At 61.4% G+C, this 20,056-nt stretch carries 17 protein-coding genes; 6 read left to right on the forward strand and 11 right to left on the reverse strand.

The window, feature by feature from the left end:
- Window positions 1-216, forward strand: a 216-nt coding sequence (locus tag NKI38_RS07720) for a transposase (protein ID WP_352656155.1), incomplete at its 5' end; no start/stop codon positions are given.
- Between the two features lie 36 nt (window positions 217-252).
- Here the strand turns inward: NKI38_RS07720 and rsmA are convergent.
- The 6 genes from rsmA to lptF form a co-directional block, all read right to left on the reverse strand.
- Entirely contained in the window at window positions 253-1,092 is an 840-nt protein-coding gene (gene rsmA / locus NKI38_RS07725) for a 16S rRNA (adenine(1518)-N(6)/adenine(1519)-N(6))-dimethyltransferase RsmA (RefSeq protein WP_352656157.1), read from the reverse strand.
- Between the two features lie 10 nt (window positions 1,093-1,102).
- Window positions 1,103-2,119: a 4-hydroxythreonine-4-phosphate dehydrogenase PdxA gene (pdxA, locus tag NKI38_RS07730; RefSeq protein WP_352656159.1), complete on the reverse strand. Its 1,017-nt coding sequence runs from the start codon at window positions 2,117-2,119 to the stop codon at window positions 1,103-1,105.
- Window positions 2,120-2,132: 13 nt separating this feature from the next.
- Window positions 2,133-3,059 (reverse strand): SurA N-terminal domain-containing protein, encoded by a 927-nt coding sequence (locus NKI38_RS07735; protein ID WP_352656161.1) that lies wholly within the window; start codon window positions 3,057-3,059, stop codon window positions 2,133-2,135.
- 99 nt (window positions 3,060-3,158) lie between these two features.
- The gene (locus tag NKI38_RS07740; protein ID WP_352656163.1) at window positions 3,159-5,603 is read right to left on the reverse strand and encodes an LPS-assembly protein LptD; all 2,445 of its coding nucleotides are present in this window, start codon (window positions 5,601-5,603) and stop codon (window positions 3,159-3,161) included.
- The gene (gene lptG, locus NKI38_RS07745; RefSeq protein WP_352627312.1) at window positions 5,603-6,688 is read right to left on the reverse strand and encodes an LPS export ABC transporter permease LptG; all 1,086 of its coding nucleotides are present in this window, start codon (window positions 6,686-6,688) and stop codon (window positions 5,603-5,605) included. Before lptG ends, NKI38_RS07740 begins: the two co-directional genes overlap by 1 nt.
- Window positions 6,685-7,887, reverse strand: coding sequence for an LPS export ABC transporter permease LptF (gene lptF, locus NKI38_RS07750; RefSeq protein ID WP_352656165.1), 1,203 nt, complete (start codon window positions 7,885-7,887; stop codon window positions 6,685-6,687). Before lptF ends, lptG begins: the two co-directional genes overlap by 4 nt.
- Before the next feature lie 355 nt (window positions 7,888-8,242).
- On the opposite strand from lptF, the gene NKI38_RS07755 reads away from it, so the two are divergent.
- Together NKI38_RS07755 and NKI38_RS07760 are read left to right on the forward strand one after the other, a co-directional pair.
- Window positions 8,243-9,754 (forward strand): leucyl aminopeptidase, encoded by a 1,512-nt coding sequence (locus NKI38_RS07755; protein WP_352656415.1) that lies wholly within the window; start codon window positions 8,243-8,245, stop codon window positions 9,752-9,754.
- Between the two features lie 28 nt (window positions 9,755-9,782).
- Complete coding sequence (locus tag NKI38_RS07760) at window positions 9,783-10,232, forward strand: DNA polymerase III subunit chi (RefSeq protein WP_352656167.1); 450 nt, start codon at window positions 9,783-9,785, stop codon at window positions 10,230-10,232.
- A 128-nt stretch (window positions 10,233-10,360) separates the two neighbouring features.
- On the opposite strand, the gene NKI38_RS07765 is transcribed toward NKI38_RS07760, so the two are convergent.
- Window positions 10,361-10,879, reverse strand: coding sequence for a DUF995 domain-containing protein (locus NKI38_RS07765; RefSeq protein WP_352656169.1), 519 nt, complete (start codon window positions 10,877-10,879; stop codon window positions 10,361-10,363).
- 131 nt (window positions 10,880-11,010) lie between these two features.
- Window positions 11,011-11,934, reverse strand: a complete 924-nt coding sequence (locus NKI38_RS07770; RefSeq protein ID WP_352656170.1) for a glycoside hydrolase family 26 protein — start codon at window positions 11,932-11,934, stop codon at window positions 11,011-11,013.
- A 607-nt stretch (window positions 11,935-12,541) separates the two neighbouring features.
- Here NKI38_RS07770 and NKI38_RS07775 point away from each other — a divergent pair.
- Together NKI38_RS07775 and NKI38_RS07780 are read left to right on the forward strand one after the other, a co-directional pair.
- Window positions 12,542-14,422, forward strand: coding sequence for a glycosyltransferase family 2 protein (locus tag NKI38_RS07775; RefSeq protein WP_352656171.1), 1,881 nt, complete (start codon window positions 12,542-12,544; stop codon window positions 14,420-14,422).
- Between the two features lie 292 nt (window positions 14,423-14,714).
- A complete protein-coding gene (locus NKI38_RS07780) occupies window positions 14,715-15,122 on the forward strand; it encodes a hypothetical protein (protein ID WP_352656173.1) in 408 nt (135 codons plus the stop codon).
- Between the two features lie 284 nt (window positions 15,123-15,406).
- On the opposite strand, the gene NKI38_RS07785 is transcribed toward NKI38_RS07780, so the two are convergent.
- From NKI38_RS07785 to NKI38_RS07795, 3 genes are all read right to left on the reverse strand, one after another.
- Window positions 15,407-16,408 (reverse strand): glycosyltransferase family 2 protein, encoded by a 1,002-nt coding sequence (locus NKI38_RS07785; protein WP_352656417.1) that lies wholly within the window; start codon window positions 16,406-16,408, stop codon window positions 15,407-15,409.
- A gap of 44 nt (window positions 16,409-16,452) precedes the next feature.
- Entirely contained in the window at window positions 16,453-17,379 is a 927-nt protein-coding gene (locus NKI38_RS07790; protein WP_352656174.1) for a lysylphosphatidylglycerol synthase domain-containing protein, read from the reverse strand.
- 191 nt (window positions 17,380-17,570) lie between these two features.
- On the reverse strand, window positions 17,571-19,199 hold the full coding sequence (locus NKI38_RS07795; RefSeq protein ID WP_352656176.1) for an ArnT family glycosyltransferase: 1,629 nt from the start codon (window positions 19,197-19,199) through the stop codon (window positions 17,571-17,573).
- Window positions 19,200-19,537: 338 nt separating this feature from the next.
- Between NKI38_RS07795 and NKI38_RS07800 the strand changes: the two genes are divergently transcribed.
- A complete protein-coding gene (locus NKI38_RS07800; RefSeq protein WP_352656419.1) occupies window positions 19,538-20,020 on the forward strand; it encodes a DUF995 domain-containing protein in 483 nt (160 codons plus the stop codon).
- The last annotated feature ends 36 nt before the right edge of the window (window positions 20,021-20,056 follow it).

Genomic DNA, 20,056 nt, shown 5'->3' on the forward strand with positions numbered 1-20,056 from the left:
GCCAGGCTGTTCTTGCTGCCGAAATACTCGCCCGACCTCAATCCTATCGAGAAGCTCTTCGCCAAGCTCAAGCACTGGCTGCGCAAGGCTGCCAAACGAACAGTCGAAACCGTCTGTGACGCCATCGGCCAAATCCTCGGCGAGGTCACGTCAACCGAATGCCGAAATTACTTCACCGAGGCAGGCTATGCCCAACCTAAATTCATCCCGCTCTAATCCTCTTCCTTCTCTCCGTAAATGGGGAGAAGAGAGCTAAACCGCGTTAGTCAACCGCACGAATTCCTCGACGCTGAGCGTTTCGGCGCGACGTGTCGGATCGATGCCGGCGCGTTCGAGAAGAGCCTCGCCACCGAGGCTTTTCACGCTTTGCCGCAGCATCTTGCGGCGTTGGCCGAAAGCGGCTTCGGTGACACGGCCGAGTTTTTTCACCTCGGCGGCCAGGGGGGCAGGGCGCGGCACCAGATGCACCACCGAGGAGGTGACCTTTGGCGGCGGCGTGAATGCCTGTGGAGGCACGTCGAAGGCGATTCTTGCCTCCATCCGCCAGCCGGCAAGAACCCCGAGCCGGCCATAGCTGTCGCTGCCGGCGGGAGCGACGATGCGCTCGGCCACCTCGCGCTGGAACATCAATGTCATCGAGGCGTAGAAGGGCGGCCAATCGCTGACCGTCAACCAGCGCACCAAGAGTTCCGTGCCGATATTGTAGGGCAGGTTGGCCACGATCTTTACCGGGCCGCCACTCCCGCCTGCTCGACTGGCAAGTGCCGCGAAATCCGTCTTCAGCGCATCGCCGGAGACAATCTCAAGCCGGCCGGGATAATGATCGGACACTTCGGCAAGGGCTGTCAGGCAGCGTTCGTCACGCTCGATGGCAATGACGTGGCGCGCCCCGTTGGAGAGCAAGGCGCGGGTCAGCCCGCCGGGACCGGGACCGACCTCGATTACGGTTGCATCGGACAAGTCGCCGGCGGTGCGGGCGATCTTGCCGGTGAGGTTGAGGTCGAGCAGGAAATTCTGGCCGAGCGCCTTCTTGGCTTGTAGCCCATGACGTTCGATCACCTCGCGCAGCGGCGGCAGCCCGTCGATGCTCATCCCTGCGGTCTCATGCGGCAACCGGCCTCGTGTTCGTGTCGGCCAATTGCCGGGCAAGCTTCAATGCCGCCATCAGGCTGTCGGGCCGCGCCACGCCCTTGCCGGCGATGTCGAAGGCGGTGCCGTGATCGGGCGAGGTGCGGATGAAGGGCAGGCCGAGCGTGACATTGACCGCCTCGTCGAAGGCCAGCGCCTTGGCCGGGATCAGCGCCTGATCGTGATACATGCAAAGTGCGACATCATAGCCGGCCCGTGCCCGGACATGGAACAAGGTGTCGGCGGGCAAAGGACCGAAAGCATCGATGCCTTCGGCACGCAGGATGTCCACCGCCGGGCGCACGATGCGCTCGTCCTCGAGGCCCATGGCGCCGCCTTCACCGGCATGCGGATTGAGCCCGGCAACGGCCAGCCGTGGCCTTGCGATGCCAAAGCGGCTGGCGAGGTCGGCGGCGGTGATGCGCGCGGTGGCGACGATCAATTCGGTGGTCAGCGCCTTCGGTACTTCGGCCAGAGCAATGTGGATGGTGACGGGGACGGTGCGCAGGTCGGGGCCTGCCAGCATCATCACAGGCATCGCCTCGACGCCGCTGTGCCGGGCCGCCAGATGCGCCAGGTATTCGGTGTGGCCGGGAAAGCGGAAGCCGGCATCGTAGAGCGGCTTCTTGGCGATGGGGCAGGTGACGATGGCCAAAGCTTCGCCGGCAAGGCAGTCGGCGACGGCACGGTCGATGGCCTCGATGGTGGCGGCCGCATTGGCCGGCTCCGGCCGGCCGGGGCTGTCGATGCTGCGGGCAATCAGCGGTACGATTGGCAGCGCGCGGGCAAAGACTTGCGCCGCTTGTGCTGGGGTCGTTTCGACGGTCGGCAGCGAAATGCCGAGCAGACGCGCCCGGGCGGCGATCAGCGCCGGATCGGCGAGCAGATAGAAGGGGGGCAGGGCGGCAGCCTCGCGCGCCATGAAAGCGGCGATGGCGATCTCCGGCCCGATGCCGGACGGATCGCCGGCGCTCAACGCGAGCGCAACCATTGTACTGCCCACGTCAGCGCTTGACGATGCGGGCTTTCGCCTTCAGCTCGTCGACATATTTTTTGCTGAGCTCGTCGGCGTTCTTGTCGCCGGAGCCCTCGTTCTGGAACACCATCTGGGCGACCTTGTCGTCGGACACTTCGCGCGACGAGCAGATGCCGATGAATTCGACGCCGCGTTCGGTCGCGCGCGTGACGGTGGCGCCGCCGACCTTGGTAGCCTTGATCTGCTCGGCCCAGTCCGGCGGCAGTTGCGGCGCCAGCACCCGGCCCAGATCGCGAACGGTGACATCGATCAGGCCCTTGGCGAATTCGCGCGTCGTGTTGCAGCCGCTGAAGCGGGCACGCATGGCGTCGGCCTCGCGCTTTCGCTTGGCCAGCGTTGCGCTGCGTTCGGCCGCCGGCACCACGAAGATGACCTGCTGCAGCATGTACTCGGTAGCGCTCGGCTTGGCGCCGCCTTTTTCGAGCATCTTCCTGACAAGGTCTTGTTCGCTGACGGCACCGGTGCCATCGCCGGAACGGTAACGCGCGCTCAAGGCCTGGTTCCAGGCCATCTGGGCGCGGATGAATTCCTTGAAGTGGCTCTTGGTGACGCCTGACTTCTCCATGACGCCGTCGAGCTGGCTGAGCTGCATCTTGTTGCTCGAAGCAAAACGTTGATATGCCGCCTCGACCTGTGCGTCGCTGATGCGGATGCCAAGCCGCTTGGCCTCGGCCATGCGCAGCGTCTGGTCGATCATTTCCTGGCCGGCGTCGCCCTTTTTGCGCTGCAGCTTCAGAAAGGCAGCGCGATGAGCGATGTCGCCGGTGGTGACCGGAATGTCGTTGACGACGTATTTGATCTCGCTGGCGAAAGCCGGCGGCGTCATCGCGGTGATGGACACGGACGTCGCTGCCACAAGCAACGCGAAGCCTGCTGAAAAGAGGTATTTCCTCATCGTTGGTATCCCAATTCTATCCCGGTTCCGCCCATTTTATCGTTTCCAGGTGCGCGAAATCCGTGCCAGCCCTATGCGGCGAAACGATGTCGCCGATGATTACTGGATCGTGTCGATGGCACTGCTCGACGAGCCGAAATCGCCGAGGGTGCGGAACGACAGGTTGAAGCCGATGGTCTGCGACACCTCCCTGGTGTTCAGGTCGCGGGACTGGGAGTAGGTCATCAGATAGGTGAAGCAGGAATCGTTGTAGGCGAAGCCGACACCGTCCTTGACCAGCAGGCTTTGCTGCAAGTCGTAGGTTCCGGTGCCGAAGACGCGCCAGTTCTCGGCCAGATGCGTCGATGCACCAAGTGTGACCTCGTGGCGGTCGGTGGTGAAACCGTAGAGCGGTTGGGCTTGGATGAAGGCGTATTTGGCGCTCAGCGACACTGGCAGGCCGGAATAGGCGGCCTTCAGTTCGGCGCGGCGGATCTCAAAGCTCTGTTCGTCGAAACGGCCGCTGACCGAGGCCGCGAAGCCATTGGGGCTGTTGATGCCAAATAGGCCGACATAGTCGGACTTGGTCGTGTCGAGACCTGAATAGGCGCCGACATTGACAAGATCCGGAGCGGCGAAGGAGTTCTCGCCGCCGATCTGATAGGATTGGCCGAAAATGGCATTGGTGCCCCAGCCATTGTTGTACGAGCCGGAATAGCGGAAGCCGACATTGGCGCGCGAACCGCCTTCGACACGGTCGTAGCCGGAGAACTTATCGCGCTCGAACAAGGTGGTCGCGTCGAACACTATGCTTTGGGCGTCTTCGTTGGGAACAGCCAGACCGCCGACATACTGCTCGTTGGGGCGCATGAAGACCTGCGCCATCGGCTCGATCACGTGGCTGGATCCACTCGCCATTGAAAACAGCATTGGCCAACGCATCTCAAGGCCTGCGGTTGCCATGTAACGGGCGAATGACGAGCGCATATCGTCGTTGGTATTTATTTCAGGGTTCGTCGCCATCTCTTTGATGGCAGCAAGCGAAGCCGACGATGCGTTGAGGTAGTCCACGTCACCCTGCAGTGCGAGCAACGGCGTCAACACCAGCCCGCCATCGGTAACGAAGCTGCGTTTCCACTCGGCCTCGACGGTGACACGGCCGGATTCGCCTTCGATGCCACGGACACGCTCGGTTGGCGTAAGCGGGTTAAAAGGAGTCGAAAAGGCTTGATCGAGATCATCACGACGGATGACCCGCGCGTTGGCGTTGAGCGACAGCTGGCCGCCGGCCACCGATACGTCGGGAATATAGGCGTAGTCGAGCGACGGCAGCACCCAGGGCTGTTGCCCGCTTCGCGCGGATATGTTGTCGTCCGGCGTATCTTCCTGCACATCGAAGTGCATGGCACGCACGTCGAAATAGTTGCGGCCGTTGAGGCCCGTCAGATAGACCGAGGACTGGTGGACGGAAGCATTGTACTTGTCGATATTGTAGGTGTTCGAGAAGTTCTTGTCGGTCTGCAGCAGCACATCCCAGCCGAAATTCCAGCGCGAATTGATGGCGAACTGGCCCTGGGTTCCCATCATGCCGCGGAATTTGTTAGGATCGCCCGCCGAACCCGAGTTGACATTGTGGCCAGCGGTGCTGGGAAAAGCTGTCGTGTCGAGAAAAGCATCGGGATCCTGCTGATGGATCCCGGCGATCTTCAAACTGTACTGGCCATTGTTGAAGCGCTGGCGCCACTCGGCCTCACCGAGGAAGCCCTGCTTGGTGTAGCCGGTGCCGGTGACGGTCAGGTCATAGGTCGGCGACAGTGCGAAATAATAGGGAATTTTCACGCCGACGCCGAGGTCGTCGTTGAAGATGATACCGGGAATCAGGAAGCCGCTCTTGCGCTTCACCGTCGGATCGGCAATCTCGAATGCAGGCAGATAGGCGAGCGGGAACCCGAAGAACTCGAAATTCGCATTCTCGAAGCGAACCGTCTTCTTCTCGCCGTTCCAGATGATCTTCTTGGCCTTGACGCGCCAGGTCGGCGCTTTGTCGGGCTTGTCCTCGCACGGTTCGCAGGCGGTGTAGACGCCGTTGTGAAACGTGGTCAGCACGCCGCCCATGCGCTCGGCGCTTTCGGCGGCGAAATAGGCCTTGTCGATGGTTTCGACGCGCAACGCGTTGACGAAGCCGTCGGCGAAATCATCGGTGATGTCGATATGTTCCGAATTGATCTTGGTGCCGTCGCTGTTGATGACTTCGACATTGCCGCTCGCGACCATCCGCTTGGTGTTGCGATTGTATTCGACTCGCTGGGCGACAAGGCGATTGCCACCATAGTCGATCTGCACGCCACCGACGGCGGTCACCGTCTGATTGTCGTTGTTGTAGACCAGCGTATCGGCCGCCAGCAGCATCTGCGAGCCGGACGGAACCGACGTCGCCATGTCGCCGACATCCTGCGCGAACGCCGGCATCGGGACGGCGCAGGCAAGCACGCACGCCAAGGCGGTCGCCGCATAGAGGCGCGCCAAACGGGCCTGCCTGTTGCTGGGCAAAAACGCCTCCCTCACTAGCCGTCTTCCTTGTATAGCAGGAAAGTCACCCCGAAGAACATAGCCACTACGACCGGCACCCAGGCTGCTACGACAGTCGGCACGAACCCCGCCACGCCGAATGCCTTCACCAGCACCGAAACGACATAAAGCAGAAAGCCAGCGATGATGCCACCCAGAATCATCGTCGCCGACTGCCCCATCCTCGCAAATCGCATTGAAACTGTTGCCGCAATCAGCGTCATGGCGACGAGAAGGAACGGCAACGCCACCAGCGAATCAAACTGCATGGCAAAAGCATTTGCCTTGAGGCCGAAGGAGCGGGCAACCTCGATTTTTCCAGGCAGGTCATAGAACGGGATGGTTTCGGGGCGCGCCAGCCGCTCCTGCACGAATTCGGGCTTCAGATTGGTCGGCACGCGATCGCTTGGCGACACCTGGATCGTGCCGTTCTGGAACGTCTTGACGTCCTGCAATTCCCAATAGCCGTCGCGCAGGAAGGCCCGCGCGGCGTCCTTGCGTTCGACGATGTTGCCTTGCGGGTCGAGAATGAAAAAGACGACATCGGCCATCTCCAGGCCCTGGTTCAGGATGGCCCGCGCACCGATGATGGTGTCGCCCGAACTGGTTTTCTGCCGGATCCAGGGCGCGGCATCGGCCGAAACCGTGTTCGATTTGCCGGAACGCAGCTGAGTTTCGATCTGCTCGGACCAGGAGAATGCATGAGCGGCGAGCGGATTGATGACCCCAACCGACAGGACGCCGAACAGCAAGGCTCCGATGCAGCATGGCAAGAGGAATTGCCAGGCGGAAACGCCGGCGGAACGCGCAATGACCAATTCGTAGCGCCGGTTGAGCGACACCAGCGTCGCCATCGCCGAGAAGAGACCGACAAACGGCACCGTCTGCAGCATGATCATCGGCATGCGGAGCCCCGAAATGGCCACTGCCGTTCCATAGGTGAAGCCGGGCAGGCCGGTGGTGCGGCCGGAGAGTTCGGTGAAATCGATCAGGAACACCAGCGCCAGGAGGCCGATGAAGAACCAGAGGGTGATCGTCACATAGCGGAAGAAAAAATAGCGGCCCAGCGTCCACCCCATCAGCTGACCCCTTGCCCTGAAGTGCCACGCCTGGACAAACGCAGCTTGAGAGCGTTCCAGCTGTCACCGATGCGGGTGGCGAAGTTTGTTATCCAGTCGGCCCAGGCCACCGGCAGTTCCATGGTCCGGTTGGAGACGATAAACCAGATCGCCACCGCGGAAGCCACAATCGGCACGCCATAGACCATATAGGCATATTGCGGGATCTCATCGGCCTTGCTGGCGGCAAAAAAGCCCAGCCAGCGCACGAACAGCGATATCGAAATCGCCGTGATCAGCGGATTGACGCGCGCCTCGCGGTGCGAGCGCGCGTCTCCGGCGACCGCGAGCGCGATGAGCGCGAAGACCATGGAATAGGTCCATTCCGAAAACCGCTGGTTGATCTCGGCCCGGAATTCATTTGGAATTTGCTGGTAGTTCTTGTCGTTGGGGTTTGGATTGAGCAGGTACTGCGTCGTCTGGTCCTTCGGCAGGAGCGTCACCTCCGAAGCCGCTGCCATGAACGCCGACATGTCGAAGGCATAGGACGTGAACCGGATGACCGACAGGTCGCCGGTCAGCGTTTTGCGATGGATAACGCCGTCATTCATCATCAGCACCTTTTCGCCGCCGCGTTCGACGATGCTGCCGGTCTTGGCATAGTAGACGAGGTTGACGCCTTCCTCGCGTGAATCGGCGACGAAGATGCCGCCCAGCCGATTGTCGGGAAGCCGCTCGCCGACCTGCAGGAACAGCCCGTCCTCGACCTTGCGGAAGGTGCCCTCCTGGATGATCAGCGACAACAGATCCGCGCGCGACGACGCCACCAGGGCCCGGTTTTTCTGTCGTGCATAGGGGTCGATGCCGTTGTCGACGGCAAAGGAAAAGACGGCCGCCGCGAGCGCCAAAAGCATGATTGGCCGCACGATCGTCCAGCGCGAGGCGCCTGCGGCGTTGACGACGGCGAGCTCGGAATCCGAATTCATGACGCTGAGTGTCTGTGCGACCGCCACCACAAGGGCGAAAGGCACGACGATCGGGATGATGGACGGGAGAATGAGGGCGGCGACCTCGAAGAAGGTCAGCGCCGATTGGCCGCTGTCGGTGACCAGGTCGATCTTTGCCAGCACCTGCGTCGTCCACACGATGGCCAGCGTCCAGACAAGCGCGGCCATGAAGACCACGAAAGCGCGGCGCATGATGTAGCGTTCAACGACCTTCATGAAGGCTTTTCTCGATTTTCTCGAACGGCATCATGCCACCGCACAAGGGTAGCTGTCCGGCAGCGCCTGCACAACTGGCTCCAACAGAGGCTCGATCCGGTTCCCGTCCCAGGTCACCCGCCCCGGCGGGCCGGAGTGTCGGCGGGAATGGATAAGAAAGGGAGAACATCGATGGTTAACAACAGGTTGCGGCAAAAAGCGGGGCCGTGCCGCGAAGAATCATTATCGATTCCGTAGGTCATATGGGATGCGAATTCGGCAAAGTCTTGCCAAATGCCGGAAAACGACCAAATGTCGCGCATCGCTTCGAACCGTTTTCCCCCAAAAGCTGCGCATTCCCTGAAAGCTGGACATGATGAATCAAAGACCGTCGATCGCCTTCGCCAAATTCTCCGCACCCCAGACCGCGTCGAACAAGAAGGGCACAGTCTTCGTGCTCTCGGCGGATGAGGGCGGCCTGAGCGACGCAGCCAAGGCTTGCGATCCCGGCAAGACACTGGAGCGGGCCTTTCCGGTGGCCGAGTTCACGGGCAAGTTCGCCAGCGTCGTGGAAGTTCTGGCGCCACAGGGAGCGTCGCTCGACAGGCTGGTGGCGATAGGCGCCGGCAAGGTGTCGAGATTGGATGATTATGCTTGGCTGAAGCTTGGCGGCACCATTGCCGCGTCGCTGCGCAAGGCGACCGACGTGGCTGTGGTGCTCGATCTCGCCGGCGCGTCGCCAACTGGCAAGGATGCGGCAAGCCTTGCGGCGGGCATTCTCCTGCGCAGCTATTCCTTCGACAAATACAAGACCAGGAAGGACAAGGACGACGGCAAGGCCGAGCCGAAAAAGCCGGTCAAGGTGACCATCCAAACCGCCGATCCGGCTGCGGCGAAAAAGGCCTTCACCGATGCCGAGGCGGTGATCGACGGCGTCCTTCTGGCGCGCGACCTCGTCAACGAACCGGCAAACGTGCTCGGGCCGGTCGAGTTCGCCGCCCGCGCCAAGGAACTCGAGGCGCTCGGCGTCAAGGTCGAGATCCTGGCCGAGAAGGAAATGAAGAAGCTCGGCATGGGCTCGCTGCTCGGTGTCGCACAGGGCTCGCCGCGCGGCGCCCGCATGGCGATCATGCAGTGGAATGGCGGCAAGCCAAAGGACAGTCCGGTTGCCTTCGTCGGCAAGGGCGTCACCTTCGACACCGGCGGCAATTCGATCAAGCCGGCCTCCGGCATGGAGGACATGAAGGGCGATATGGGCGGTGCCGCCGCCGTCACCGGCCTGATGCATGCGCTGGCCACGCGTAAGGCGAAGGCCAATGTGGTCGGCGTCATCGGTCTGGTCGAAAACGCTGTCGACGGTCATGCCCAGCGTCCCGGCGACATCGTCACCTCTATGTCGGGCCAGACCATCGAGGTGCTCAATACCGATGCGGAGGGCCGCCTCGTGCTGGCCGACGCGCTGTGGTACTGCAACGACCGCTTCCAGCCGAAATTCATGGTCAATCTGGCGACGCTGACGGGCGCCGTCATGGTCGCGCTCGGACAGCACTATGCCGGCCTGTTTTCCAACAATGACGAATTGGCCGAAAGGCTGACGGCGGCGGGGCAGGTTACGCAGGAGCGGCTGTGGCGCATGCCGCTCGGCGCCGAATACGACAAGCTGATCGATTCCAAGAACGCCGACATGAAGAACATCGGCGGCCGCTATGGCGGTGCCATCATCGCCGCGCAGTTCCTGCAGCGCTTCGTCAAGGAGACGCCGTGGGCGCATCTCGACATTGCCGGCACCGCGATGGGCTCGCCGTCCAACGAGATCAACCAGTCCTGGGCGTCGGGGTTCGGCGTCAGGCTGCTCGACCGGCTGGTGCGCGACAATTATGAGCAGTAAGTGGATTCAATCACTATAGACTGAAGCGATGGCCGACGTCCTGTTCTACCACCTGACCGAATCGACGCTGGAGGATGCGCTGCCAGGCCTCTTGGAGCGCAGCGTCGATCGTGGCTGGCGTGCCGTGGTGCAGACCGGCACCGAGGAACGCCGTGATGCGCTCGACCAGCATCTCTGGACCTTCCGTGACGATTCGTTCCTCGCCCACGCAACCGATCGTGAGGCATATCCCGGCGAACAGCCGATCTTGTTGACCACCGGCGACGGCAATCCCAACCAGGCCAAAATAAGGTTCCTCGTCGACGGCGCGGCGCCGCCCGACCTTGGCGGCTACGAGCGTGCGGTGTTCCTGTTCGACGGCCACGATGCCGCCCAGGTCGAAGCGGCGCGGGGACACTGGAAGGTGATGAAGGACGCCGGCCATGCCGTCACCTACTGGCAGCAGACGCCAGACCGCCGCTGGGAGCGCAAGGCCTAATGCATGTCGCCCAAAAGCGATCTCGGTTTCGGGAGAACGGCATGCATAAAAACAAAGACCTAAAGCAGGTCGCCTGAACCGTTCAGTCGACCCGCTTTAGACCAGTGGCTTGTCGCAGAAGACAGTATCTACTGCTTTGCCTTGATCCGGTTCATTTTCCTGGTGACGTAGTCGCCGTATTTCAATTTCATCGACTCGTCCGACCGGTTGCGATGCGAACTCCTGAAAACGTACCACTCGCCGTCAGGAGATTTACGCTTGTAGATCACCTTGCCTGCCTGGCGATGCTCGAAGCAGGTCATCGAGCCCTTCACACCCCAGGAGCCGTGCCACTGCGCGCGGTAGCACAGCTTGCCGCCTCCGGGAATGAACCACATGCCATCGCCATAGCCCGATTTGCCTTTGTCGTGGGTCCAGGCGTCGAACTGCCGCTGTTTGACGGCAAAGAATCCGGCGCCCTTCTTGGCCCACAGCCACGTATGGTTCTGATAGATCTGGTAGACGCCTTCGTCAGGAACCGCGGCCGCCTTTTGTGCCTGCTCGGCGATTTTCGTCGCCGCCTTGGCTGTCGCGGGGATCTGGAAGGCAAGAACAAGAACGGAGCAGGTGAATGCCGCTCCGAGACAATTTCCCAGTATTCGTTTCACGAAAGTCCTCCACAGACTGATTTATGCCATGCCTCAACCATCTTCCCGAACCGCTGGTTCGGGAAGGATCACGATCAAACAAGGAGATGGAGATCCATCCGATCGCGCCGGGATGGTCCGGCACGATGCGTCTACGGCAGGACGTGCTGGGTTACCCTCCAGTCGGGCAGACCGTAGCCATTCAGCCACGGCCACACTTCCTTCTGGTTGAAGTAGACGACCGAAGTCAGCGCCGGGAACTCCGCATAGGATTTGCGGGTATCTTCCTGCCACTTCGACACATAATCCTGCTTTCCGACATAGCCGAGTTCCGCCACCACGATCGGCTTGTTGAATCCTGCGACGCGGTCATAGCCGGGCTTCAGCATCTCGGCGAACGTACGGTCACGACCGGCCTCGGTATTGTCCCTTTTCTGCAGACCGAACACCGACAGGCCGATGACATCGACGTAGTCGTCTCCAGGATAGTATTTTTCCAGACCCTCTTCGCCTTTGGGTGACCACATGTACTTGGCGGCCGGCGCGGCTTTCCGGCAAAGATCAACTTCGCGCTTATAGGCGGAGATCCAGTCCTCGGGAGCCCAGTTGGCCCAGGTGAAGCGGCCGTTGTTGTCCTCCATTTCCTGTGCCCAGCGAATGGTCACCGGGCTCTTCATCTGTCCCACCAGGTCGCAGATCGCCTGCATGTTGGCGTCATATTTGCCGCTCAGTATGCCGTCGCGCAATTCGGGCGGGGTGATGCGCCAGTCCTTCGACCACGTCCACGGCTCAACCGTGATCAGCAGCGAACGGCCGCGTTGCAGCGCATAGGCGTCGGCCAGCGGCAGCGTCGTCAGATCGACGTCTTCCCAGGGTAGGAACAACTCTTCGATGCTGGCAGTCTTGTCGGCGCTGAAGTCCCCATAGGGATCATAGGCTCCGAATGCCGAAGCGGCGCTGCTCGTCTGAACGGGGTCCGTCGCGGCGACGGAGCCGGCGCCTCCTGCAGTGGGGAACGCGGCGCTCCCGCCCAATACCAGCGCGATTGCAAGTGCATTTGCTGTGGAGTGTTTCATGTTAATCTCCCGTGGCTTCGACCTCTTGCGGAAGTTGAAGCTTCGCCCATGCGCATCGATGCCTGATCGACACGACCATCCAAAACCCATCGGCTCTGTTGGCGGAATCTGCGGGATTTCGGAGCGACCATTGGCGGGTGTGCGAGCTTTCGCACGGCGTCCACCCAGAAATTATCTCTCAATGCACCGACACCGAGGGGCTACGGAGAGAAAGTTCGCCGCGATACTCACAAATTCGCGTCAATATCCCGATATATCATCCCTAGCTAATTTAAGAGCCGGTCGCGACCAAGAGTCAAGTGCAATTAACGGTTGCTTAACCTTAACACGCGCGACATGGTTAACGCTGCTGTCAAGCTGGTCTTATCGCACGGCCTTTGGCCCATCGACGAATTCTCCGGCGCTCAAAAATTGATCGCCAGTCCTGCGTTGGTGAGTTGCGACCGTTCCACGGAACTGTCTCCTTGGTGTTAGGTTAACCAGTTCTCAAGAAGCCTAATTAACAAATTCCTAATTTAGTTGACTCTAAGAAGGTGTGAGCAGATTCTACGGCCGGGTAGGCTTGTCAGCCGTCGTTCGGCTGATGCTAGGGTGCGGCGGTACGTGTATGAGTGTTTCCGCGGACGGAAGGATCATCAGCGGTAAGACCAGGCCGACACGGCGGCATGGAGCGGCTCTGGGCAAGGCGGCGGAGAAGGTTCCTTTTTTGGTACCGGTCCTGTCGGCCACCCAGCAGCGGATCTGGAGGCTGGGACTTGCTTGCTGGTCAGTCACCTTCGGATTTTTCTGGTTCTGGTGGCTGCAGCCCGAGCACCTCGAGCACATCTTTCCATACATGTTGGCAACACTCACGCTCGTATGGCTGACATTCATGCCGATGTATTTTCTCTTGAACGTGCATGCGATGAAAAAGCCGTCCGGGCTTCACACGATCCCGAAGCATTCGCGTGTCGCGATGGTGGTTACCAAGGCTCCGTCAGAGCCGTTTTCCGTGGTTGCGCGAACCCTCGAGGCAATGCTGGCGCAGGACTATCCGCATGATACCTGGCTGGCCGACGAGGATCCGTCCGAGGAAACGGTTGCCTGGTGCGATGCCCGAAACATCATGATTTCGACGCGGCGCGGGCGGGAAGATTATCACCGCAAGGTGTGGCCTCGCCGGACGCGCTGCAAGGAGGGGAATCTGGCGTTCTTCTACGACCACTATGGTTATGAACGCTATCATTTCGTCGCGCAGATGGATGCGGACCACGTCCCGACACCAACCTATCTCAGGGAAATCCTGGCCGCCTTTGCCGACCCGGCGGTTGGCTATGTGTCGGCGCCGAGCATTTGCGACAACAATGCCTCCGAAAGCTGGTCGGCGCGCGGCCGGTTGTTTCCGGAAGGGATGTTCCACGGACCCTTGCAGTCCGGCCACACGGGCGACGGAACGCCGCTCTGTATCGGCTCGCACTATGCTGTGCGAACCGCCGCGCTCAAGCAAGTCGGCGGCCTTGGTCCGGAACTGGCCGAAGATCACTCGACGTCCATGCTGTTCATTGCGGCTGGATGGCGCGGCGTGCATGCGATAGACGCCATTGCCCATGGCGACGGCCCGCAAACCTTTGCCGATCTTGTCACGCAGGAATTCCAGTGGTCGCGGAGCCTGATGACGATCATGCTCGAATACTCACCCATATACCTCTCCAAGGTATCGCCACGGCTGAGATTCCAGTTCCTGTTTCGCCAGCTCTGGTATCCGCTTTTCGCCGTATTTTCACTTCTCATGTACGTCATGCCGATATACGCGCTTCTTACGGGGCAGAACTTCGCCAATGTGACGTATGTTGACTTCCTTTTGTACTATGCGCCGAACTCGATTTCGCTGATTATGCTGGTGGTGTTGTTGAAGTCCTTCAGCCTGTCGCGCCCGCTCACCGCCAAGACGGTCAGTTGGGAAGGAACGCTGTTCTCGTTCTTCGCGCGTTGGCCGTGGGTGCTGGCGGGCACGCTGTCGTCAATCCGTGATTATCTGACCAAGTCGTTCGTCGATTTTCGCGTTACCCCCAAGGGCAGTGGCCCGAAAAACCTGCTGCCTGCCCGCGTCATTGTTCCCTATGTGGCGCTTGCAATCGGGGCTTCGCTGCCGGTCCTTCTTATAGACCGCGCCTCGGACGCCACCGGCTTCTACTGGTTCGCTGCCTTCAACGCGTTCGTCTACGGGTTGCTTGTGGTCGTGATCATCACCAGGCACCTCGTGGAGAACAGAATCTCGTTGCGACGCAATGTCGCGAAACTCGCCTTGCAGGCCTCGCTCGCCGGTGTCGCGCTCTCCGTCCCAGGCGCTGCGTTCTATGACCGCGGCCTGGAAGGCATATACGGGCTCCAGCAGGGTGCGGGCAGTGTGCGCATCGTCAGCGTGGCCTATCCGGTTTCTGGAGCCGGCCGTGGCGGGATCGGAACCCGCACATTCCATTTTGACCCCGGCTGGGATCCGCCACGCTGACGCCGAGAGGGGTCCGTGCGCAAACAGCTCCCCTGAACCGCATTGGCCTTGATAGCCGGTCGGCAAGCTGTGGCAGCGCCAGGCACAAGCCCAAAAGATCAAATTTTAATAATATCCGATCGAGTGCCGAAAGACCGCGCTCATCATGTCGTTTGCATGATCTTTAATAAGTCTCCCCTAATATACAATCCATGATGTGAGTGGCGACAGGCTACTCGCGTGGCGCGGAAAGCAAACAAGAGCAAATAGATCTCCGCGCTCCAGCGACTTGTATTCGTGGCAGGGGATGGCGATGAACAAATTTATGGAAAGAGGGGCAAGGATGGGCAAGAAATATGCCTGTGCATTTGCCGCCGTTGCACTGATCTCGATGGTGTCCGGATGCCAGAGCATGGATGCGACCAGGACCAGTTCGATCGGCACAAAGTCGGCGGTTCATACGCTCGGCAAGAAGGTGCACTACGTCAAGAACAAGCGGCGACATCCGATCAACCGCCAACCGCTCACACAGACGACCAGCGTGACGCGCACGAGGCAGGAGGCCTATGCGGCCTTCGTGCGGCCGCAGCGTATCGGCAGGCCGGCGCCGGTGAAAGTCTCCTACCACCTGGGCAATGGCGGCCCGTTCCTGGGTCATTCGCCCTGGATTTGCGGCCCGAGCGGCTTCGGCCAGCGCGCCAGCTGCCGTTCGCGTTACTAGAATATCAAACCCAAAAGTGGCGGCACGATTTGACTGGGAAGTCTGCCGCCCCTGGTCTTCGCCGGGGGGCGAGAGTCGAGGGCAAGAGATTGGCGCAGGTGTTGCACCTTACCTCTTGCCCTCCGACCGTCATTCTTGGCGATGCCAGTCGACGAACCCTGGCAGTCCTTCCTCGATCGGCACCGGCGACCTGAAACCGAAATCCCTCTCTAGCGCCCTAGCCATGAAGTCCGCTGCCCCGGTCAACGCTATGGGCGCAGAACCCCCATGGCGTTCCAGTCAGGTCACGATGGCCGGCTGGGGCGGAGCCAGCCGTCACTGTCGCCGGGCGCAGGCCGCGGCCGCGCGACGTAGGCCGATGCTCCGTTCGCCTCGTGATAGACGCGTGCCAGCATTTCCGCCAGCACGCCCGACGTCACCATCTGCACCCCGGCGATGAGCAGGAAGAAGCCGGTGAACAGCATCGGGCGTGTTCCGATGTCTTCCGCGAAAAACAGCTTCAGGCAAAGCAGATAGGCAAGTATCAGCGAACCAAGCGCACCAAGCACGATGCCGATGCCGCCGAAGAAATGCCCGGGCCGTGTGCGGTAGCGCATGAAGAAATACATGAACACCAGATCGAGCACGACCCTGAAGGTGCGCGAAATACCGTATTTGGACTGGCCGTGGATGCGGGCGTGATGCGTCACCACCTCCTGCGCGATGCGTCTGGGGGTCGTCACCGTGGCCAGCCATGCCGGGATGAAGCGGTGCATCTCGCCATAAAGCTTGACGCTGCGGATGACGTTGCCGCGATAGACCTTGAGGCTGCAGCCATAGTCCTTGAGCCGCACGCCGGTGACGCGCGCGATCAGCGCGTTGGCGATGCGCGAGGGCAGCCTGCGCATGAAAAAACCTTCCTGGCGGTCCTTGCGCCAGCCGACCACCATGTCGAGATCCTCGCTCAGCAGGCGATAGACCATACGCGGGATGTCGTAGGGATCATTTTGCAGGTCGCCGTCGATCGTGGCGATGACGTCGCCGCGCGCCGCGTCGATGCCGGCTTGCATCGCGGCGGTCTGCTTGTAGTTGCGCACGAGCTCGACCGCATGCACATGCGGGCCGTAATGCGCTGCCAGGCGCCTGATCTCGCTTACCGTCGCGTCGGTGCTGCCGTCATCGACCAGCACGACCTCCCACGGCTGGTCGTAGCCTTCCATCGCCCGGTGAATCCGTGCCAGCAGCGGCTCGACGTTCTCGGCCTCGTTATACATGGGCACGACGATGGACAGCGTATGGTTCGGCATCACCGCGCCGTCAGGCAGTCCCGAAGCAGGGATGGGCAATACGTTCATTGGGATGGCTTCCTTGCAGGTCCGACAGCCGGGTTCCCCGGCAGCGTCGATTTCGACGGAAACAGCCAGGCGATCGCGCCCGTGGCGATAGCCGAGCAGAAGATGAACAGGTGCAGCGCCAGCGCCGCCTGCAGGCCGCTCTTCATCGCGATTCCGGACGTGAGCAGCGCCGCCGCCGCACCCGCCTCATAGGTACCGAAGCCGGCGACGCCTTGCACTGGCAGTATGGCGGCGCCTTCGGCTCCGACGACGCCGGGAAAGGCGGTGGTGAACGATGTCCCCAATATTAGCGCCAGCAGCCATCCCTGCACGGTGAGCTTCAGCGACCAGTTGGCGATCGTCCACCACCAGCCGTAGCGTGAGCGCCCGGTTGCCTCGGTGAAGGTGTCGCGCAGCAGGCCGAGCTTGGCCACGATCTTGCCGCGACCGGCCCAGTCATGCGGCGCGCGCGCCCAGCGCGGCAGGTACCAGGCAGCGGCGATCAAGGCGGCCACGCCAGCGATCCTTATCGCCGGATGCAGGCCCGGCCACACCGCCAGGGCCAGCACGCCGACGACGAAGGCATCCTGCAGCCTGAACCACAGCAGCGAGGCGCTGGCGCGCATGATCGGTACGCCGAAGACCTGGCGCAGGAGCAAGGGAAAGGCCGTCTCGCCGCCGCGGAAGGGGACGACGTTGATCATTGCATTGTGGATCAGGATGACGCGCAGGCAGGCACCGAAACGGCCTTGCACCTCGTCGCTGAACTCGTCGCAGACACGCAGAGTACGCAAGACATAGGTGACGAAAAACGCGATCGTCGCCACCGCGAACGTGCCAGGCGTGATGCGGTCGAAGGCGTCGCCGACCATCCGCCAGCGCGAGTCGCTGGCGAGCCAGGCCAGCAGTGCCAGCGTCACGACTATCGAGATTGCTCTTTTCAACCAATTCTCCGCCGGTTTTCACCGCCGCGTTCCAGCGGCAGCATCGCGTGGCGCCCGAATATCCCTGGCGTCATCGGGGATCGGTTCGCCTGGCCCACCGCCTTGCCGGCCTTCCGCAGGCGAATGCGGGGCCGCTTAACCGCCGGGACCATGTCCTGTCAAAGGCCCACAGCCCCAGACGGTCGCGGCTCTCATGGACGGGTGATCCTATAGACCAGCAAATCATCCGAATCCACAAGCTTGGTTCCGGTCTTGTCCAGATAGTCGACGACCCCGCCATGATGCTCGAGGAACAGCCGGTCCTGCTTGTCGGCGGCGTTCTTGGCCGTGCCGAACAGGTCCGCGCCTTGCGCGCGCAACTCCTCGAGCTGGACGATCGCGGTGGCGTCGTCCGCGACGAATTTCGACCATTCGATATCGCCTCCGCCGGGTGGGAACACCCAGCCGCGCGCCCTGCTGTAATAGACCGCGACGGGATCGCCGGCCTCGGGCGCGATAGCGATGACGAGGTCGCCCGGGCGCGCCAACCGTGCCAACTCCTCGCCAAGCAGCTTGCCGTTGATGGCGATCGGCGCCTTCATCGTCCTGACCAGGGGAAAGGTCGACCACACGAGTGTGACGACCGCGATGCAGATCGAGCGCAGCACGACCGCCGGCGACAGGGCGGTTCCCGATGCAAGCGTTGCCAGGAGAAGCGCGCCGCGGCCGCAGAACATCGCGAACGGCACATGGAAGATGTGGTAGTTCCAGGGATTGCTGGTGATCTCGCGCGCCGCCGCCAGATAGACGACCATGGCCGCAGCCAGCCAAACATAGGGAATGACCGAAAGGGTGCGTCGCTTCGGGTCTTCGGCGCGTCTGGGCGGCATCCAGAAGCCGACCGCGATCAGCACCATGAACGGATAGCCATAGAACCACCAGACCGAGGTGTTCCACACGGATTTGAAGTAGAAGCTGTTCCTGAAGAATGTCCAGAAGCCGGAATCCCAGACATAGCCGCTGCCCGCGACGTGATAGGGCGGGTAGCTGCGGCCGAGATAGATCGCCCAGCTGAAATAGGCGCCGATGATGGCCAGGCTCAAAAGCCCCGACAGGAAGGCCCTGGTCGCCTGCTTCCACTTCTTCTCCAGCATCCAGCAGACCATCAGGTAGAAGATGACGGCGCCGGCGGCGAGGCCTGGTGGCTTTGACAGCACGCCGAGCGAGAAGCTGACCGTGGCGAGCGGCAACAGCCAGCCGCTGCCGCCGGCCCAGTATTTCGCGAAAAGCCAGACGCCGAGCGTCACCAGGGCCAGCATCGAGGGGTCGGGAAGAAACGAGCTGTCGATCATGATCGCCGCCGGCATCAGCGCGTAGGCAAGGGCCGCGGCGTGGGCGTGCGTCTCGCCCCAGAACAGCGCCGTTAGCCTGTGCAGCGAAAACACCGTCACCAGACCGAAGCAGGCCGCAACCATGCGGCCAAACCAGTCATGCCAGCCGAAGAGTTGGTAGAGCAGGGCAGTTAGATAGCTGACGATCTGGAACTCGCGGCCCTGATAACTTGGCCCAGGTCCGGTCCAGCTGACCTCCGGGAAAAAGATGTTCCAGCTGCGCTGCTGGAAATTGTCGGCCATCATTGCCGTGCTTGTCTCGCGCCAGCTGAAGGCGTCAACCAGCGGCAAGGTTATGTCGTGGAACCGGAACATGCCTGCGATGAACAGGATCCCCAGCAAGATTGCCGTGTTGGGGCTCAGGTAGTTGCGAGCAGCCCTGTCCCGCTCGGCCGACTGCCGCAGGTATTGCTGAACTTCGGCCTGATTCAATTCCGGGTCGTCCGTCATTTGAAACCGCGTCCTCTCTGACATCAGCGGATGTTGCTTTTGCGCGCGGTTGTCAAAGGTGCGGGAGTATACGACGCAATCCTTAATTTTGACGACAGCGGGCTATGCGTGACTCGAATAGTTGCTGTCCGTCGGCTTCGCGAACGTTGACATCACGGTTCTCGCGGCTGTTAGATAGTTCGTATGGCTGTCGCGCCGATAGCGCTGCCCTGGGTCAAACAGATATGCGAACGCCAATTGTGCCGATAGCTCCGACCAGATCGCCGCCGCCAGGTGTCGACCGTCGGCGACACAAGAAACGTCGTCGGTTCGCAAGTTGCACACTACTTCTGTTTCTCCTGACTCTCTGTGGCCAGACGGCGCTTGCGGGAACGGCGCACGCGGCGGCCGCCAAGGACAGCGCAGACAGCGCAATCGTTCCAACTGCCTATGAGTTGCAGCTTCTGTACGCCGACCGCACATGGATATGGAAGAACGGAGCGGCCTATTTCGCGCAGGGCGATCGACACCTCAGGGCTTGGACGTCCGGGCAGGACACGGCATCCGTCGCGGCGGGAAGATGGCTGGTCACCAAGAACGGCAAGGTGTGCATGGAGCTCGCCTGGCGGTCGAAGGCCTACACCGGCAAGCAGCATCGCACCTGCTACAGCCACCGGATCCAGGGCGAGAACATCGAGAAACGCAAGGATCCGGATGGGGAATGGTACAGTTTTAAGCGATCTCCCGAGGGTCTTTCCGACGAACACCGGAAATTCGAAACAGGCGACACAAAGGGTGCGCAGTTCGAAGAGGCCCGCAAGCTGGTCGATTCCAAGAATTAGGCTATGTTTTCAGCCGCGCAGGAGCGCGACCTGACT

It is taken from the genome of Mesorhizobium sp. M0621 (assembly GCF_040320745.1).
Lineage (GTDB): Bacteria > Pseudomonadota > Alphaproteobacteria > Rhizobiales > Rhizobiaceae > Mesorhizobium.

Bases quoted from the DNA above. Each gene is read 5' to 3' on its own strand.
- lptF (WP_352656165.1), bottom strand. From the start codon at position 7,887: ATGAAGGTCGTTGAACGCTACATCATGCGCCGCGCTTTCGTGGTCTTC.
- NKI38_RS07760 (WP_352656167.1), top strand. From the start codon at position 9,783: ATGGCCGACGTCCTGTTCTACCACCTGACCGAATCGACGCTGGAGGAT.
- NKI38_RS07755 (WP_352656415.1), top strand. From the start codon at position 8,243: ATGAATCAAAGACCGTCGATCGCCTTCGCCAAATTCTCCGCACCCCAG.
- rsmA (WP_352656157.1), bottom strand. From the start codon at position 1,092: ATGAGCATCGACGGGCTGCCGCCGCTGCGCGAGGTGATCGAACGTCAT.
- NKI38_RS07775 (WP_352656171.1), top strand. From the start codon at position 12,542: ATGAGTGTTTCCGCGGACGGAAGGATCATCAGCGGTAAGACCAGGCCG.
- NKI38_RS07785 (WP_352656417.1), bottom strand. From the start codon at position 16,408: ATGCCGAACCATACGCTGTCCATCGTCGTGCCCATGTATAACGAGGCC.
- NKI38_RS07735 (WP_352656161.1), bottom strand. From the start codon at position 3,059: ATGAGGAAATACCTCTTTTCAGCAGGCTTCGCGTTGCTTGTGGCAGCG.
- NKI38_RS07795 (WP_352656176.1), bottom strand. From the start codon at position 19,199: ATGACGGACGACCCGGAATTGAATCAGGCCGAAGTTCAGCAATACCTG.
- NKI38_RS07770 (WP_352656170.1), bottom strand. From the start codon at position 11,934: ATGAAACACTCCACAGCAAATGCACTTGCAATCGCGCTGGTATTGGGC.
- NKI38_RS07780 (WP_352656173.1), top strand. From the start codon at position 14,715: ATGAACAAATTTATGGAAAGAGGGGCAAGGATGGGCAAGAAATATGCC.
- pdxA (WP_352656159.1), bottom strand. From the start codon at position 2,119: ATGGTTGCGCTCGCGTTGAGCGCCGGCGATCCGTCCGGCATCGGGCCG.